The organism is Endozoicomonas sp. ALB091, assembly GCF_049310265.1.
In the GTDB taxonomy this organism is placed as follows: domain Bacteria; phylum Pseudomonadota; class Gammaproteobacteria; order Pseudomonadales; family Endozoicomonadaceae; genus Endozoicomonas.
Genome location: NZ_JBLYNQ010000001.1, coordinates 230,559 through 247,875, shown reverse-complemented (window position 1 = coordinate 247,875; position 17,317 = coordinate 230,559). Strand labels below are relative to the sequence as shown.

At 46.3% G+C, this 17,317-nt stretch carries 14 protein-coding genes; 8 read left to right on the top strand and 6 right to left on the bottom strand.

Annotated elements, in window-relative coordinates:
• Positions 1–35 precede the first annotated feature (35 nt).
• From ACO6UX_RS00995 to ACO6UX_RS00975, 5 genes are all read left to right on the top strand, one after another.
• On the top strand, positions 36–1,127 hold the full coding sequence (locus ACO6UX_RS00995) for a dihydrolipoamide acetyltransferase family protein (protein ID WP_422444035.1): 1,092 nt from the start codon (positions 36–38) through the stop codon (positions 1,125–1,127).
• A gap of 510 nt (positions 1,128–1,637) precedes the next feature.
• Complete coding sequence (locus ACO6UX_RS00990) at positions 1,638–3,560, top strand: PrkA family serine protein kinase (RefSeq protein ID WP_101748262.1); 1,923 nt, start codon at positions 1,638–1,640, stop codon at positions 3,558–3,560.
• A 76-nt stretch (positions 3,561–3,636) separates the two neighbouring features.
• The gene (locus ACO6UX_RS00985; RefSeq protein ID WP_101748263.1) at positions 3,637–4,914 is read left to right on the top strand and encodes a YeaH/YhbH family protein; all 1,278 of its coding nucleotides are present in this window, start codon (positions 3,637–3,639) and stop codon (positions 4,912–4,914) included.
• Positions 4,911–6,413 carry a SpoVR family protein gene (locus ACO6UX_RS00980; RefSeq protein WP_422444032.1) on the top strand — a complete coding sequence of 501 codons (1,503 nt, stop codon included), beginning with the start codon at positions 4,911–4,913 and terminating at the stop codon, positions 6,411–6,413. Before ACO6UX_RS00985 ends, ACO6UX_RS00980 begins: the two co-directional genes overlap by 4 nt.
• A 369-nt stretch (positions 6,414–6,782) precedes the next feature.
• A complete protein-coding gene (locus ACO6UX_RS00975) occupies positions 6,783–7,223 on the top strand; it encodes an H-NS family nucleoid-associated regulatory protein (RefSeq protein ID WP_209277133.1) in 441 nt (146 codons plus the stop codon).
• A 113-nt stretch (positions 7,224–7,336) separates the two neighbouring features.
• On the opposite strand, the gene phoR is transcribed toward ACO6UX_RS00975, so the two are convergent.
• The 3 genes from phoR to ubiA form a co-directional block, all read right to left on the bottom strand.
• Positions 7,337–8,665 (bottom strand): phosphate regulon sensor histidine kinase PhoR, encoded by a 1,329-nt coding sequence (phoR, locus tag ACO6UX_RS00970; RefSeq protein WP_422444029.1) that lies wholly within the window; start codon positions 8,663–8,665, stop codon positions 7,337–7,339.
• A gap of 115 nt (positions 8,666–8,780) precedes the next feature.
• A complete protein-coding gene (phoB, locus tag ACO6UX_RS00965; RefSeq protein ID WP_101748266.1) occupies positions 8,781–9,470 on the bottom strand; it encodes a phosphate regulon transcriptional regulator PhoB in 690 nt (229 codons plus the stop codon).
• Positions 9,471–9,703: 233 nt separating this feature from the next.
• Positions 9,704–10,609 carry a 4-hydroxybenzoate octaprenyltransferase gene (gene ubiA / locus ACO6UX_RS00960; RefSeq protein WP_422444027.1) on the bottom strand — a complete coding sequence of 302 codons (906 nt, stop codon included), beginning with the start codon at positions 10,607–10,609 and terminating at the stop codon, positions 9,704–9,706.
• Positions 10,610–10,766: 157 nt separating this feature from the next.
• Between ubiA and ACO6UX_RS00955 the strand changes: the two genes are divergently transcribed.
• The gene (locus ACO6UX_RS00955; protein ID WP_422444025.1) at positions 10,767–11,573 is read left to right on the top strand and encodes a DUF3050 domain-containing protein; all 807 of its coding nucleotides are present in this window, start codon (positions 10,767–10,769) and stop codon (positions 11,571–11,573) included.
• A 3-nt stretch (positions 11,574–11,576) separates the two neighbouring features.
• On the opposite strand, the gene ACO6UX_RS00950 is transcribed toward ACO6UX_RS00955, so the two are convergent.
• A complete protein-coding gene (locus ACO6UX_RS00950) occupies positions 11,577–12,497 on the bottom strand; it encodes a transposase (protein ID WP_422444023.1) in 921 nt (306 codons plus the stop codon).
• Positions 12,498–13,299: 802 nt separating this feature from the next.
• Here ACO6UX_RS00950 and ACO6UX_RS00945 point away from each other — a divergent pair.
• Entirely contained in the window at positions 13,300–14,508 is a 1,209-nt protein-coding gene (locus tag ACO6UX_RS00945; RefSeq protein WP_422444021.1) for a transposase, read from the top strand.
• 79 nt (positions 14,509–14,587) lie between these two features.
• Here the strand turns inward: ACO6UX_RS00945 and ACO6UX_RS00940 are convergent, their stop codons facing one another.
• Positions 14,588–16,006: a hypothetical protein gene (locus ACO6UX_RS00940; RefSeq protein ID WP_422444019.1), complete on the bottom strand. Its 1,419-nt coding sequence runs from the start codon at positions 16,004–16,006 to the stop codon at positions 14,588–14,590.
• A gap of 297 nt (positions 16,007–16,303) precedes the next feature.
• On the opposite strand from ACO6UX_RS00940, the gene ACO6UX_RS00935 reads away from it, so the two are divergent.
• Complete coding sequence (locus ACO6UX_RS00935; protein WP_422444017.1) at positions 16,304–16,531, top strand: hypothetical protein; 228 nt, start codon at positions 16,304–16,306, stop codon at positions 16,529–16,531.
• A 222-nt stretch (positions 16,532–16,753) separates the two neighbouring features.
• Here ACO6UX_RS00935 and ACO6UX_RS00930 read toward each other — a convergent pair whose 3' ends face one another.
• On the bottom strand, positions 16,754–17,227 hold the full coding sequence (locus ACO6UX_RS00930) for a group II intron maturase-specific domain-containing protein (RefSeq protein WP_422444015.1): 474 nt from the start codon (positions 17,225–17,227) through the stop codon (positions 16,754–16,756).
• Positions 17,228–17,317: the final 90 nt, after the last annotated feature.

Genomic DNA, 17,317 nt, shown 5'->3' with positions numbered 1-17,317 from the left:
AGCAGTCAGTATTTTTATAATAAAAAGGTACATTCATGCGCTTTTTCAATTTACCCGATTTAGGGGAAGGTATTCCTGAAGCCGATATTGTCGAATGGCATGTGGGAGAAGGGGATAGCATCAGGGAAGATCAGCCGATGGTCTCAGTCGAAACAGCCAAAGCCGTTGTGGAAGTTCCTGCACCCTGCACCGGAGTGATCGCCCGTCTTTGTGGCCAACCCGGTGACACTATTCTTACCGGAGCCCCGCTGGTGGAGTTTGTCACCGATGGGGAAGATAGCGGTACGGTAGTCGGCAAACTGGTCAGTGATGATGCCAGCACCAGTAGCGATGATGCTTTTATTATTGGCTCACCAGCGGATGGCCAGATGCCACCGTCGTCTTCATCGCACATGGTTCAAAGTGGACTTCAATCACTGGCTGAGCAATTCCAGGTGGATCTGGGTGCTGTCACAAATCGTAGAACCGCTGCACAACCTGCCATTGCCTATCCCCTGGACAATCCAGAGCCATTGAAAGGTGTCCGCAAGCATATGGCCCGCACCATGGCAAAATCTCATGCTTCCGTCGTTCAGGTAACGCTGTTTGATGATGTGGATATTGATCATTGGGATGATAAAGAAGACATCACTGTTCGTCTGATTCAGGCAATTGCCAAAGCCAGTGCCGTGGAGCCTGCGCTTAATGCCTGGTTTGATGGCGCTTCCATGAGCCGTCAGCTTCATGATGCTGTTGACCTGGGCCTGGCGGTAGATAGTGACGAGGGACTACTCGTTCCGGTGATGCGTGATGTGGCAAAAATGAAGAAAGCAGAAGTACGAGAGAGTATCAATAAGCTCAGGGAAGGGGTGAAAGACAGAAGTCTGCCAAACTCAGAGCTTCAGGGTGCAACCATCACGTTAAGTAATTTTGGTGTCTTTGCCGGAAAATACGCGACACCGGTTGTTGTGCCGCCAACCGTTTGTATCATCGGTGTTGGCCGGTTAAGGGAAGAAATCGTCAGCGTTGATGGCAAGCCTGAGAGCCACCGTACCCTGCCTTTGTCACTGTCGTTTGATCACCGCGCAGCAACGGGTGGTGAAGCAACACGTTTCCTCCATGCAATGATTCAACAGTTGCAGAAGTAGTCAAAAATCCACATTATAAATTCTGGGGCAAGAAAAAATGCGCTATCACTTTGCGGTTAAAAACGCAGGGTTGTTTTGATAGTGCCACGCTTGTCGGGCAGCTTTTCCAAGGCTAAGTGCGAGACCACCAGAAGTTGTGAGCGATGAAGAATAATATCTCTGCCAGCATGCTGCAAGGAAGTCCGTTGTTATAAGTTGTTATGAAAAGTGCATCAATGTAGGCCAGATTTTTTCGACTGAATGTTCGTATCCCGCTTTTGCCGGTCATGACACCGAGTTCTCTGGTTTGTCGGACGGGCATTATATGCCACCTTTTTCTATAGCATTGTTGATCAGCATGAACTGCTTTTCTGGCATTCATAGCTACTCAATAAAAGTTATAAAAAAATGTGGTCAAAGTTCTGACTCTGCCGATAGCGTAATTGAGAAGGATAAGCTTCCAGATGAGCTATCGGTCAAACGTTCCTGGTCGTTGTTCAGGAATTCAAGCAGACAAAGGTGGGTGAAGGCATGGACATCTTCAATACATATCAGCAGAGATTTCAATCAACCCAGCAGGAAGAGCTGACCATCGAAGAGTATCTGGCACTGTGCAGGCAGGATTCTTCTGCCTATGCCAATGCGGCAGAGCGCATGCTTATGGCCATTGGTGAGCCGGAGATGGTGGATACCTCAAGGGACCCAAGGCTCAGTCGTATATTTTCCAATAAACTGATTAAGCGTTATCCGGCATTCCGTGAATTTTATGGAATGGAAGAGGCGATTGAGCAAATCGTTTCCTACTTTATGCACGCTGCCCAGGGGCTGGAAGAGAAGAAACAGATACTTTACCTTCTGGGGCCAGTGGGTGGTGGTAAGTCTTCTCTGGCAGAAAAGCTGAAGGCATTGATGGAGAAAGTCCCATTCTATGCAATCAAAGGTTCACCGGTTTTTGAGTCACCTCTGAATCTGTTTAATCCTGATGAAGATGCCGACATTCTGGAAAAAGAATATGGCATTCCCAATCGTTACCTGGGCGGCATCATGTCACCCTGGGCGGTTAAGCGGTTAAATGAGTTTGGCGGTGATATCACCAAGTTCAGAGTGGTGAAGCTGCATCCCAGTATTCTGAATCAAGTGGGTATTGCCAAGACCGAACCCGGCGATGAGAACAACCAGGATATATCCAGCCTTGTGGGCAAGGTGGATATACGACAGTTGGAAGAATACTCTCAGGATGACCCGGATGCCTACAGCTTCTCTGGCGCACTCTGCCGTGCCAATCAGGGCATGATGGAGTTTGTGGAAATGTTCAAGGCACCCATCAAGGTACTCCACCCGCTGCTGACCGCGACCCAGGAAGGTAACTACAACAGTACCGAAGGCATGGGTGCCATTCCTTATAACGGTATTATTCTTGCCCACTCCAATGAATCCGAGTGGCAATCATTCCGGAATAATAAGACCAATGAAGCCTTTATTGACCGGGTGAACATCGTCAAGGTGCCTTACTGCACCCGGGTGACGGAAGAGATTCATATATATGAAAAGCTGCTGGCTAATAGCTCACTCAAGGAATCCCCCTGTGCACCGGATACCTTGAAAATGCTGGCCAAGTTTACCGTCCTGTCGCGCATCAAGGAGCCGGAAAATTCCAATGTGTATTCCAAGATGCGGATCTATGATGGTGAAAACCTGAAAGATACCGACCCCAATGCCAAGCCGCTGCAGGAGTACAAGGATTCAGCGGGTGTTGATGAGGGCATGGAAGGTTTGTCTACCCGTTTTGCTTTCAAGATTCTTTCCAAGGTATTCAACTTTGACCCTACGGAAATTGCCGCTAACCCCGTGCACATGCTCTACGTACTGGAGCAGCAGATTGAGCAGCAGCAGTATCCGAAAGAGGTGCATGAGCGTTATCTGCGCTATGTGAAAGAGTTCCTGGCACCCAAATACATTGAGTCTCTGGGCAAAGAGATTCAGACCGCCTATCTTGAGTCTTACTCCGAGTATGGACAGAACATTTTTGACCGATACATCACCTATGCTGACTTCTGGATTCAGGATCAGGAGTACCGTGACCCTGAAACCGGCGATATTCTCGACCGCTCGGCCATCAATGATGAGCTGGAGAAAATCGAGAAAGCGGCCAGTATCGCCAATCCGAAAGATTTCCGTAACGAAGTCGTTAATTTCGTGCTCAGGGCCAGGGCCAATCACAATGGCCAAAACCCGAGCTGGCTCAGCTACGAAAAAATGCGCACTGTGATTGAGAAGAAAATGTTCTCCAATACAGAAGACCTGCTTCCGGTGATTTCATTCAATGCCAAAGGCAGTCAGGAAGATCAGCGCAAGCACAATGAGTTTGTTAAGCGCATGGTAGAGAGAGGGTATACCGAGAAACAGGTCAGGTTATTGGCTGAATGGTATATCCGGGTGCGCAAGTCGCAGTAACTGCCGTCCGGGTAGAGAGGCAGGGCGAACGGATTCTCGCCCTGTTTGTCATAAAGGGCACACAAGGAGCGTGTTCATGAGTATTATTATCGATCGACGGTTGAATGGAAAAAACAAAAGTACCGTCAATCGCCAGCGGTTTCTTGAGAGATATAAGAAGCACATCAAGAAAGCAGTGTCTGATGCTGTGAATAAACGTTCCATTACAGATGTGGTTTCTGGCAGCGAAGTCACCATTCCCCGAAAAGATCTTTCTGAGCCGGTATTCCGCCACGGTCAGGGTGGGCGTTATAAGCAGGTTCATCCGGGCAACAAGGAGTTTGTCAGTGGTGATCGTATCAAGCGCCCATCGGGCGGCAGTGGCTCAGGAAGCGGTAAGGGCAAGGCTGGCAACAGCGGCGAAGGAATGGATGAATTCAGCTTCCAGATAAATCATGATGAGTTCCTGGAGCATATGTTTGATAACCTTGAGCTGCCCAACCTGGTTCGGAAGCAGCTGGAGGATATGACGGAATTCAAGATTCGACAGGCCGGGTATACGACAGCAGGCTCGCCGGATCGCCTGAATGTGGTGCGCTCCCTGCGTTCAGCCCATGCCCGGCGTATTGCCTTATCCGGTGGTGATCGTCGGGAGATACGGGCACTTAAAAAAGAGCTCCGGGAAATGGAAGTCAGCCCGGATGAAACGGACCAGCAACGAGTTGTTGAATTAAGAGAACGGATAAAAGAGCTCAATGCCAAGCTGAAAAGACTACCATTTATTGATGACTTTGACCTGAAATACAACAACATGGTCAAAGTGCCTTCGCCCAGTAATAAGGCCGTGATGTTTTGTGTGATGGATGTGTCCGGATCCATGACTCAGGACATCAAAGACATGGCCAAGCGCTTCTTTATTCTGCTCTATCTGTTTTTGCAGCGTAATTATAAAGAGATTGAAGTGGTCTTTATCCGTCATCATACAGCCGCTAAAGAAGTGGATGAGGATGACTTTTTCTATTCCAGGGAAACCGGGGGAACCATTGTTTCCAGTGCCCTGGAAATGACCCGTGATGTGATCAACAAGCGTTACAGCCCGGTGGACTGGAATATCTATGTTGCCCAGGCATCGGACGGTGATAACTGGGAAGGAGATTCCAGTGTCTGCACCAAGATTCTCACCGAGCAGATTATGCAGAAGGTTCAGTATTACTGTTATGTGGAAATCACCGACCGTGCCCACCAGAATTTATGGCGTGAGTACCAGAGTGTAGCGGAGAAGTTTAAAGATCACTTTGCCATGCAGCAGATTAAATCGCCCAGTGATATTTACCCGGTTTTCCGTAAACTGTTTGAAAAAAAGGAAAATGCATGAGCAGCCAGTTGATTTCCAGTGAACCGGAGTGGACGTTTGAGCTAATTCAGGAATACGACAGGGAACTGGCCCGTCTTGCTGATCGCTTCCGCCTTGAAACCTACCCGAATCAAATTGAGATTATCAGCTCTGAACAGATGATGGATGCCTATGCCTCAACGGGTATGCCATTAATGTATAACCACTGGAGTTTTGGTAAACACTTTCTTCATACCCAGCAAAACTACCAACGGGGCAGAATGGGGCTGGCCTATGAAATTGTGATCAACTCAAATCCCTGCATTGCCTATTTAATGGAAGAAAATACCATGACCATGCAGGCACTGGTATTAGCCCATGCCAGCTATGGTCATAATTCATTCTTTAAAGGGAACTATCTGTTTCAAACCTGGACTGATGCCGAGTCCATTATCGACTACCTGTTATTTGCTAAACATTATATTGCACAATGTGAAGAGAAGTATGGCATTGAGGCGGTCGAGGAAATACTCGACGCCTGCCATGCATTAATGAATCAGGGGGTGAATCGATATAAACGGCCCCGGCCCTTATCCGCTGAGCAGGAACAGGCCCGGCAGGAAGAGAGGGCGGAGTATATCCAGAGGACTCTGAACGACATTTGGACCACCATTCCAAAGGTTGAGAAAGATGAGCAGGAACAGGAAGAGCGCTTTCCTAAAGACCCGGAAGAAAACCTGCTCTACTTCCTGGAAAAGAATGCACCGTTATTGGAAACCTGGCAGCGGGAGCTGTTGCGAATAGCCAGAAAAATTGCCCAATACTACTACCCTCAGAAACAGACTCAGGTGATGAATGAGGGGTGGGCCTGTTTCTGGCATTACCACCTTCTGCATGAGCTATACAATGAGGGCAAGGTGTCCGATGGTTTTATGCTGGAGTTTCTTCACTCCCATTCCAGTGTTATCTATCAGCCGCCTTTTGATAGCCCGCAATACAGTGGTATCAATCCATACACCCTCGGCTTCAATATGTTTATGGATATTCGTCGTATTTGTGAAAACCCTACCGATGAAGACCAGGAGTGGTTTCCGGATATTGCCGGCAGCGACTGGCTGGATACTGTGCACTTTGCCATGAAAAACTTTAAGGATGAAAGCTTTATCCTGCAGTTTCTGTCACCCAAAGTGATGCGAGATTTAAGACTGTTTTCAATTCTGGATGATGAGTCCCGCACTTATCTTGAGGTGGACAGTATTCACGATGAAACAGGCTATAAAGCCATCCGTGAGTCACTGGCCGCTCAGTATAACCTCGGCAATCGGGAACCAAACATTCAGGTTTATAATGTCAATATCCGGGGTGACCGCATGCTGACCCTCCGTCATTACCAGCATGAAGGTCGGCCATTGGGAAAAGAGACCGATGAGCTGCTGAAGCATATACACCGGATCTGGCAGTTTGATGTGGAGATTGAGTCGTTTGAAAATGGCGCAGTCACTCAAAGCTGGCAGTGCAGTGAGAATAAGAAACGCAAATAAACGTCGATTGATTGCTGGTACGCTTACGGTAAATATTAAGTAACTATCCATTAATTTTTGAACCACAAAGGACACAAAGAGCACAAAGGAAAAGAAAAGCTCTTCTTCGTGCTCTTTGTGTCCTTTGTGGTTCCCATTCAACATGATCCATATCGGAGTTATACAACTTATTCCTTTTGATCAAAAAAACAACCTGCCTGATTTTGGATTAATAAACTGACAGTTTTTACTATCAGTGATTCACATTATTTTTAAAATTTATATAATGGTACTTCCATCTAAAAAAATCTTGCTGTATAAAGTTCATCGAATTGAACATCTTTATTCCTAAGTAGGAAGTTCTATCAAGACCAAGGAGTCGTAGAGTAAATGAATATTTTTGAAGAAGTTCTGCATCGCCTCAGCAGCAAAACCCGTATTCGCTCACTGTTTAAAGATGTACACGCGGAAGATCTGGAGCGCATCATTTCCCGTCTGAACGATGTGCTGACTGAGAAGCAGGAAGCGCGTGCCAAAGACGAAGAGAAGCGTAAGAAGAAGCAGGAAAGCATTGAAGCCATCAAGCAGATTATGGCCGACCGTGGTGTTTCCATGAATGATCTGGGTGTGGGTAATCTGGAACCGGAAGAGACAGTACAGAAGCGTCGCAGAAACATTCAAAAGTACACTTTTGAATACGAGAACGAAGCGGGTGAGCGCATTAAGTGGGAAGGTGCCACTACTGGCCGTCTGCCACGTGATTTCCAGGCGTACCTGGAGCGTACTGGCAAGAAGCGTCTGGACTGCGCTCTGGAACAGATCGAAGAGTAAGTTTTATTCGCTCTGAATAAAAAAGGGTCTTGCAGACCCTTTTTTATTTTCTATTTTGGCAAATACGGCGTTAATATCATCATTTACCGGAAAGATCGTGTTCAACCGGCCTGCTATACGTTGACGACGTTGGCATGCTTGATTCTCGACAGGGGAAAGTGACATATAAAACGACTGCCTTTTCCCGGATGACTACTGATACTGATACGACCTTCATGCCTTAATAACACATGTTTTACAATCGCCAGTCCAAGACCGGTCCCCCCTGTGGCATGACTGCGGCTCTTATCCACCCGATAAAAACGCTCAGTCAGTCTTGGAATATGAACGGGGTCAATGCCAACACCATTGTCCTGAACCATCAGGTGTCCACCTTCCTGATCCTGCCACCACTTCACCTGCACCTTTCCTCCAGACGGGGTATAGCGGATAGCGTTATAAACCAGGTTAGAAAAGGCACTGCGCAGCTCCACGGCATCACCCGTTAATAAGGCATCATCGTCGCATTCAAGTTGTAACTGGTGCTGATTTTCACCGCTCAATGCTTTGGCGTCGTTAACGATACCGGCAAGCAGAGACTTAAGCGTCACTGACTGACTTATTCTTTCCGGTTCCGTCGCTTCAAGCCGTGAAAGTAACAAAAGATCCTCAATCAGTCGCTGCATTCTGGTTGCCTGCTCCTGCATTTGACCAAGGGCACGATTAAAGATGGGCGGTGTATCCGGATTCATTGCTATACCGTCACTCATGGTCTCCAGGTAACCGGAAATCACGGTTAGAGGTGTTCTCAATTCATGGGAAACATTGGCAACAAAATCGGTTCTCATGATTTCAAGCTGATGCAACCGGCTGACATCCCTGACCAATAGAAGTCGATTGCCCTGCCCATAAACGGTAATGGCTATTTGAAGCTGTCGGCTCTCATGCACCGGTGAATCGATCTTAATGGGCTCTTTGCCGTGGCTATTGTTCATATAGCGGGCAAATTTTGGATTTCTGACCAGGTTTGTCAGGAGCTGTCCCTGGTCATCGGGCATTTGCAGGCCCAGTAACTCTCCGGCGGCACGGTTCCACCACTCAAGGGAACCATTCTGGTCGGCCATGACGATTCCGTCGTTTAATGCTGCCGTTGAATCCTGTATGCGTTCTATCACGCTGGCAAGTCGCTGTTTTGAGCGGTTGTGTTTGCGCTGAATTCTATAAATACCGTCAAAGATCTCACCCCATACGCCTGTGCTTTCCGGGGGATCCAGCTCTTTGTGGGCAGCCTTATCAAGCCATATCAGCAATCGGTGCAGTTGCTGGTGGCTCCAGAGAAGGTAGAATAATGTGGCAAGAAAAAGCCCCAGAAAAATCCGGTCCGCCAGCCAGCCGACCAGCAGCCCGATGGCAAGCATTGACACTATTCGACCAGTAAACCAGGATCGGGCAGAGGTGGTCACAGGCAGTTCCGCAGTTTGTTGAGCTTATGGTGATTGATCCTGACCATCATTCTTATGTCATCAGGTGGTGATGAGGAAAACGTCACTGAAGCCATTTTCATTGAATTCCAGCATTCTACGCTTTAGTGGAAAAACGGTAGCCAGTACCTCTGACGGTTTGAATGTAATTCTCATAGCCACTGCCCAGCGCTTTTCTCAGGCGGCGAATATGGACATCCACCGTTCTCTCTTCAACATACACATTGCCACCCCAGACCTGGTCAAGCAACTGCCCACGGGAATAGGCTCGCTCCTGATGAGTCAGGAAGAACTGCAGCAGCCGGTATTCCGTTGGCCCCATTTCGGCCGGGTTGCCATCAATACTGACCCGGTGGCTGACAGGGTCCAGTTCCAGTCCTTTGACGACGATAGCCGACTGTTCGTCCATTCCATGAGTTCTGCGCAGTACGGCCTTAAGTCGGGCAGCGAGCTCGCGGGGGGAGAAAGGCTTGGTGATGTAATCATCCGCACCGGTTTCCAGCCCCTGGATTTTATGGTCTTCTTCCCCTTTGGCGGTCAACATAATGATCGGAATTTCTGCTGTCAGCTGGTCACGCTTAAGTCGTCTGGCCAGTTCGATACCCGAGATATCCGGTAGCATCCAGTCCAGAAGGATCAAATCGGGTCGGTTATCCACCACCAGTGAGTGCGCCTGCTTTGCATCAGCTGCTTCCAGGCACTGATAACCAGCCATTTCCAGCGCCATAGCGACCATTTCCCTGATGGGTGCTTCATCATCCACAATTAGAATTGTTTTGCCAGACATGAGAATACCCCGGGGTTGAATGAGAGAAGATTGCTTTGGTAACCGTTTATCTTTATGACAGGTATTACAGCGAGGGAATGTTACAGAAAAATGACGTTGAGGAAAATTTGATGGACTTTTTGCGGGTTGTCCAACCCATGAGTTACTGTTTTCCCGTCGTTGAAGTGATAAAGGGGAGGTGAAGGTTGAGCGCTTTCGGCTCAACCTTCAAATTCAGGTGTTTCAGTCAGTCATCACAGAGAACAGACCAGACCGAGAAATATGGCGGCACCAACCCAATGATTAGAAAGAAAGGCTTTGAAACAAGGATCCCTTTCACGGTTGCGGGTTAACCATTGCTGGTGGGTAAAACCTGCGGCGGCGGCAACAAGGCTGACATAGAATGGCCAGGCTAATTCCAGCTGTAAACCCAGCATCAGCAGGGCTATCAGGGTAAACGTCTGAAAACAGGCAATAATCAGATTATCCATTTCGCCAAATAAAATGGCGGTGGACTTAATGCCGATCTGCAGATCATCATCTCGGTCCACCATGGCATACTGGGTATCGTAGGCGACAGTCCATAACAGATTGGCGATAAACAACAGCCATGTCTGAGTGGTCAGTGTGTCGGCCTCGGCGGCAAATGCCATGGGGATGGACCAGCCAAATGCGGCACCCAATACCACTTGCGGCAGATACGTGTGTCGTTTGGCAAAAGGGTAGGCTGAGGCGAGTAGCAGGGCGGCAAAGGAGAGATAGATGGTCAGGGCATTGGTGGTCAACACCAGGAGAAAGGCCACGAAAAACAGGCTGGCGGCGTATATCAGGGCTTCTTTCGGGGTTATCTTTCCGGTCACCAACGGACGTTGCCGGGTTCGTTTTACATGACCATCAAAATGTCGGTCAGCATAGTCATTAACAACACAGCCAGCGCTGCGGGTCAGCACCACCCCAAGAATGAAAACCACCAGATTACCAACAGAGGGTATGCCTTCGGCCGCGAGCCAGAGCGCCCAGAGTGTTGGCCATAGCAGTAGATAAATGCCAATGGGGCGATCAAGGCGAGCCAGTTGAATAAAGTCTTTCCAGCGTGGTACGTGCTGATCCAGCAGCTCTGCACATTTATCAGCGCCTGTTATCGATTGTATAAATTTCATCTGCGCCCTTGGAGTTCTGTGTTTTGGAAATATAGTCAGGGCCTTCCAGCCGACACATGTTTTGCCGATAAAAAAATGAGCACAGGCTGCCATGTGTCCAATATCTATGTAGTCTTGTCGGCCTACCAGAGCAAATTGCTTATAGCGGGAGACTATCATGTTTACAGAAGACTTACGCCCTCTTCAAGAACAACTTTTCAATCACTCCATCTACCAGAAAATTAACAGTGTGGAGACGTTGTCGGCCTTTATGGAAGCTCATGTATTTGCTGTATGGGATTTTATGTCGCTGGCGAAAAGATTGCAGCTTGAGTTTACTTCCATGCAGCTACCCTGGGTGCCAGTTACGGATGCCCCGTCTGCCCGCTTCATTAATGAAATTATTCTCTATGAAGAGACGGATAAGGATCTTCATGGCACGCCCATGAGTCATCTGGAAATGTATCTCGCTGCCATGAATGAAGTATCCGCGGATACCAGCAAAATCGAACAGGTAATTTATAGCATCAAGACAGGGGTTCCCTGGCAGCAGGCCCTGGTGGTTGCTGAGGTACCGGAATACATTCAGGCATTTGTTTCGGATACGCTGAAGATCGCCCAGTATGGTTCGTTACCGGAAGTGGCCAGTTATTTTCTTTTCGGCCGTGAAGATGCCATTCCGCAGATGTTTTCTTCCCTGTTGAATCATTGGGAAATCCCCCCGGCGTCCGTTCCTGCCATGACCTACTACCTTGAGAGACATATTGACCTTGATGGGAATGAGCATGGCCCGGCAGCAGAGAACCTGCTGAAACAGTCTATAAATGGGGACAAAACTGCCGAAGCATCGGCCGTTGCCAAGGCGAAAGAGGCTATTTCAGCACGAATAAGATTTTGGGATGGTCTTGAGAAGCAATTGGACAAAGTTACCGCTGGACAGGGGGCTGTTGACAAAGCAGAGCCTATACTACCCGGTTTTATCTGAGACCTATGTACGGGACAAAACCTGAAGCAGGGTCTGAAATCCAATCTGATCATTTTTTGAACCTTCGTTTTTCAAAACCCTGCGGAGCATGTCTATTCCCAGTCTGAACAGAGCTTTGGCTGGCCGCATATGCTTATTCAGAGGGAGTTCTTTCGCTTCACCATAATGCCAGTGACCAGCAATCAAACACCAGGCAAATGTCAATGCAAGCATGCCCATTAGCTTTTCCATGCGGTCTAGATCCGTCATGTGGGTAGACTTAAGATCAAAGCCTCGACTTTTCAGGCAACCAAACAGCGTTTCTATCGACCAACGCTTAAAGTAGTCCTCAATCATGGTGTCTGGTTTCTGGGTTGCCACGACAATTAAAAGCCCCTTGATTGTGCGCCTTGCAGCAATATACAGATAAATACCTGAGACTTTGCGTTTGCTGTGCCAGGTCACTGTCTGGTCAAGCTTTATGTTCCAAAATAATTGTGCGGCTTTGATATTCTTGCCACAGTTACCCAGTACAGTAGTGCTTTCCTTGATTCGCAGTCGACAGACGATGCCCTGATTGTCCAGCCATTTGAACCAGTCACGGCCAATGAATTCACGATCAGCAAGTAGCTCATCTATCTTATCCGCTGGAATCAATTTCAGGGTTCGCTCCATGCAGAGTGTGTATCTGTCGAGATTCAGCCAGTGAAGTATCAGTTTACCCAGCTGCTCATAACAGTAGGTGTAACCGGCAAAAAAGCGCTTTATGCGGCGATAGCTTGATTCTGCCTGAGACTGACCTTGGAACTCTTCTGCCACACGATAAAGATTGCATGAGCGCCCACGTATCAAGCCGAGAATGAATTGTGCAAGAAATATAATCCGGGCTTGATGCCAGGGCAGATGAGCTTTAAGCTCCTTGGCTAATGAGCTGACTTCTTCCATGTACTTCTACTACGATAATCTGTTCGGAGGTTAGAGACCGCATAGATTACCTTACATGGGAAGTCAGCTCATCCCATCTAAACTCTTGCCAGCTCTGGCCTCCAGATTTTTTGTCCCGTACATAGGTTTCTCGGTTCATTGAATATAGTCACGACATTTCGGAGAATCATAACCGTAACCAGGCCAGCAATTCCCGCAAAAAATAGAAAAATGAAGATTTTCCGTAGCTTCTCAAAAACTGCTGGGTAACCAAACTACCAAGTATCTAAAGCCCTTGGTAATCACCGATACAGTACTATTGTTTTGTATATTTTTATCGGTTCCCAGCACTTTTTGAGAAGCTACGATTTTCCCTTAATTGTTTTATTGATTTTTTAGACACAACCAGAACCATCAGAAAAAAAACTGATCAATAGGTTAATTTAAATACACTGAAGAAAATGGTTTTTTATTGGTAACTATGCCGTATCAGGAAATAAACTCCGGATGCTGATCATTTTTCGTTTTGGCTGTTCACCAGGTTTAACTTGCAGCAATTCCCGATGAACTCTGAAGCACTACAGCCATAAGGGCTGCAGGCAAGGTAAAAAAATCATGTCCGCACAATTCTTCAACTAAAATTGCCTAATAATCAATCGTTGTCGTCGGGTCAATCATGGGTACCGCTATTAAGAAAAATATCAGGCATTTCAGCGCCTCTTACTTGATAAAAACGGTGTCAGAATGCTTCGAAAACATCCCAGATCATCGTCCAAATAAATGCGTTATTCCCTTTCCTAACTTCCTGAAATCTGCCTTTGCTATGATGCACCAGAAGTTCGATTCGCTATTAGGATTTGATGAAGAGCGGCTGGATGATATTTGCTGTCATAATCTTGAAAAACTCTATCATGTAAAAGACGGCAAAGTTCCTTCCGATACTCGAATGAGAGAGGTTATTGATCCGGTTAACCCCATTGGGTTGAAGACACCGTTTAAAGAACTGTTTTCTGTCGTTCAGCGCAATGGCGCTCTGCAGGCTTATGCATTCAACTTCGCCAAGTTGAAAAATTGTTATCTGCTTCCTATTGATGGCACTGGTCTCTTTTATTCGGGAACCTGCCGCTGTGATGACTGCTGCATTAAAAATGAGGGCAAAAAAAATGAATCCTTTTACCACAACATTATGGGGGGCTGTATTGTCCACCCATCCAGAAAAACCGTCATTCCATTAGCGCCCGAAGCGATTTGTCGACAAGATGGTTCCACAAAGAATGATTGTGAAAAAGCGGCAATAAGACGTTTTCTGGCCCAGACAAAACACGACCATCCACGTCTGAAACTGGTGATTCTGCTAGATGGTCTATATGCGGACAACCCTACCATTGCCATGATCAGGGAGTATGGGTGGAACTTTATCATCGTGGCCAAGGATGGTAACCATGTGTCGCTTATTGAGGCCATGAACACCCTTTATGATGAGGGTCAGGTTCATCATCACAAAATCGTTGATGAGGAAAATAACACGACTGATAAATTTCGCTACGCCAATAACGTACCACTCAATCTTCAGGATGAAACTGAGCGGGTTAATGTTCTGGATTACATTGAAATCGACAAAAAAAGAATTCAGCATGTCTGGTGCTGGATAACCGATATTGAATTAACCGATGATACCGTTGAATCCGTAATGCGAGGAGGTCGTTGTAGATGGCGCATTGAAAATGAAACGTTTAATACCCTGAAAAATCAAGGCTATCAACTTGAGCACAATTACGGTCATGGCGAAAAACATCTGGCTACTAATTTCGCCTACCTTACTTTTCTGGCATTCCTGGTTGATCAGATACAGGAACTGGCTTGTCCAAAATTTCAACAGGCTTTAAATAAGCCAAAGAAGCCTACACGCAAGCGATTATGGAGGAAGATCACCAGTTTCTTTCTCACGTTGATGATTGATAGCTGGGACAGTTTGTTTAAAGCGATTGCCCATGGTGCTAAAGCACAAAAGATAGCTTTTGACACGTCATGATTTGGCAAGATAGCCAGAACTTTTCAGGGTAGTGATAGTTATTTTCCATAGCAGCACGAGCTGTAGTCTCTTTGCGTTTTCAGAAATTATGAATACACCGGTTTTCAGGTTCGGCCTTCTGACGTGTATTCGTCGGGAGCCACTGTTTAACTTGCTTGGCTTTTGCTTTTGCTTTTGCTTTTGGTTCAGGTGCTCCCTGCAATATCAGCCCCTTCATGAATAACGCCCAAGAACTAACCACGAAAATCTCAAAGAAATTTCTCTGTTTCTCCCAAAGCGTCTTTTTCCGTTTGTTAGCCGTCAGCGCTTCATTAAACAAGGGGCAGGAAAGTTCGACAATTTGATCAATCAGAAAGGCAAGAAACATCAGACAGGCAAGATTGCTTGACAGATTATCTTCACCATGACCAAAGTTGTGTTCCAGACTGTAACCCAAATTCTTCAGTGTATTAAACGTTTCATTTTCAATTAACCACCTTGCGCGTCCTCCTCGCATGATTTTCATGCAACACATATGGTTGTGAATTGGCAGATTGGTTACCCAGCTATTGAAGTATTTTACTTTCCCATCCGGATCCGTTTCCACATAGTCCACGTAATTGACTATAAAGTCAGGGTGTGACTTATTTAGTGGAGCACCATTTACGTAGCGAAACGAGTGCCGATGCCCCCGTTTGTCCGTATAAGTGAATCGCCGAACTTGGCCTTTCCGGTCCAGATCATCAATGCTTTCCAGCAATGCCTTATGATCCGTGTCCTTGGCAACAGCGATAAAATGGTGACCATAAGACCGGATGAGTTTAAGGGTTGGTCCCTTGGAATAGAGACCATCTAAACCCAGCACCAGTTTAAGGTGATAGTGTTCCCTGGCAAGGTCTTCCAGGATGCGTTCAAGGGCACGCACTTCGCAGTCATTTTTGGAAGCATCTTTTTGTTGGGTAATCGGTTCAGGCATTAATGGAATAACCGTTTTCAATCCTGGCTTTACAAGACAGATTGCTGATAACTGATGATAGTAAATGGTTGTTTTTTTTGGGTTGTCAGCGTTTTTTGTGCAACAGTTTTTACAGCTGATGGACTTTGACGTAAAGGTTTGTGTTCCATCAATGGGAGCCAGGTAGCCCTCTTTAAAATACTGGAACTGTTTCAATTTCCCACGCCGCTGACAATAAGCAAGACAGGCGAGAAACAGTGGACGAATATGTTTTGTCTGAACGAGGTCAATAGTTGATCTCAGGTAGGTATCACAAGGTATGTGTTCAACGTGATACAAACTCTTGGCATTTTCTTTAATTGTTGGCTGGTCTCGTTTGTCATCGCAGGTCAGTAATGATGCATTTTTATTATGAAAAACACCAAGGCTATACATAAAAAAATCGGCAATGGAAATATTTGATGAACGCCCTTTTTGTGAGCGAGGGTCAGGAATCTCTTGAACTTTTTCAAAAACAATATCAATGAGGTCAGAGGTAACCGAATGATTATGAGAGGAAGGCATATGACAATGTGTGAGTATTTTTCCAAAAATATCCTCTATTCTAGACTGCGTAGCTGAAATTGTCCCGCAAGCTTCCAGCCCTTGGGAGCAAAGGGATTTTAGTTATTGCGGGAATTACTGTTATGCAGGCGTTATGCGCTTATACTCAACCATACCTTCTCAGTAAATGATCGAACTATTATGGTTTCTGTAATCTATAGATAATAAATAGTAGATTCGGGTTGATTTCATTATCCTCAGTCTGTAAAACACAGATATAAAAATCTATTTTTTACCTGTTACTTGGAAGTAATAATCATGGTACGAAGTATCGATATATACAGCAAAAACGGCGTTAAAGCGCAAAGAATTGACAAGACAGGAGATAATTACGAACTTACTGTCACATATTCCGTTTTTGCGGCAGATGGTACTTTTTTAAAAGAATTTAATACAGAAGCTGAAGCAATAGCATACATAGATTCCATGTTTAAGCCTGAGCCACCGGCTCCCAAAAAACCACCTTCATCTGATTATTCATTTTAAATTTTTCATGAGCATAGGGAGAGATTCTCTATGCTATAAATCCAAAAAATTGAATTCGATTTTCTTATTAAATAGTTCTAGCTTAAAAAATCTTTAAATCTGTATCTAAGTACTAGAAAAGATTAATTGCTTTACTATCAAAGCCGCGCATAAATCGGGTAAGGGTTGGTCTTTCTCCAACCCTCCCCACAGCACCCGGCATGCGGGTCCGCACCGGGCGGTTCAACGATGATGGTGAAACCTGACCCATAAGTCTTTCAATGAAACAAGCCCAACTTTCGCGAGGTAACTGTTATTCAGTGCCTGCTGTACCGCATAGGTTTTACTCAGACGGTAATACCCTTTGCTGCTGGCTGCGATCTTGGCAGCGTTCACTTTATCAACGCCTAACCTGACCAGATTTTTAAAACGGGTTTTCGGCTTGCACCATTGCTTCAGAAAGCAGCAACGGATTCGCCGACGTATCCATTGATCCAGCAGGGGTATTGGTCGGTAATATTCCGATAACCGGAAATACCCCATCCAACCCCGGATATATTGCGCCAGTTTGTGTAACCGATGTTGCAGTGAGACACCCCAGCGACGACTGGTCAACTTGAGTATCCTGTATCTGAATCGGTCCAGACACTTCTGGGCCCAGCGAACTTTCTTCCCTGTGAAGGTGAAACTCAGGAATTCGCTTTCTGTTGCTTTCACAACCTTCTCATCATAAAGAGCTTTTCCGGGAGTTAATCTTCAGTTTCAGTCTGCGTTCGATGAATTGGGCAATGCTGTGCATCACCCGAT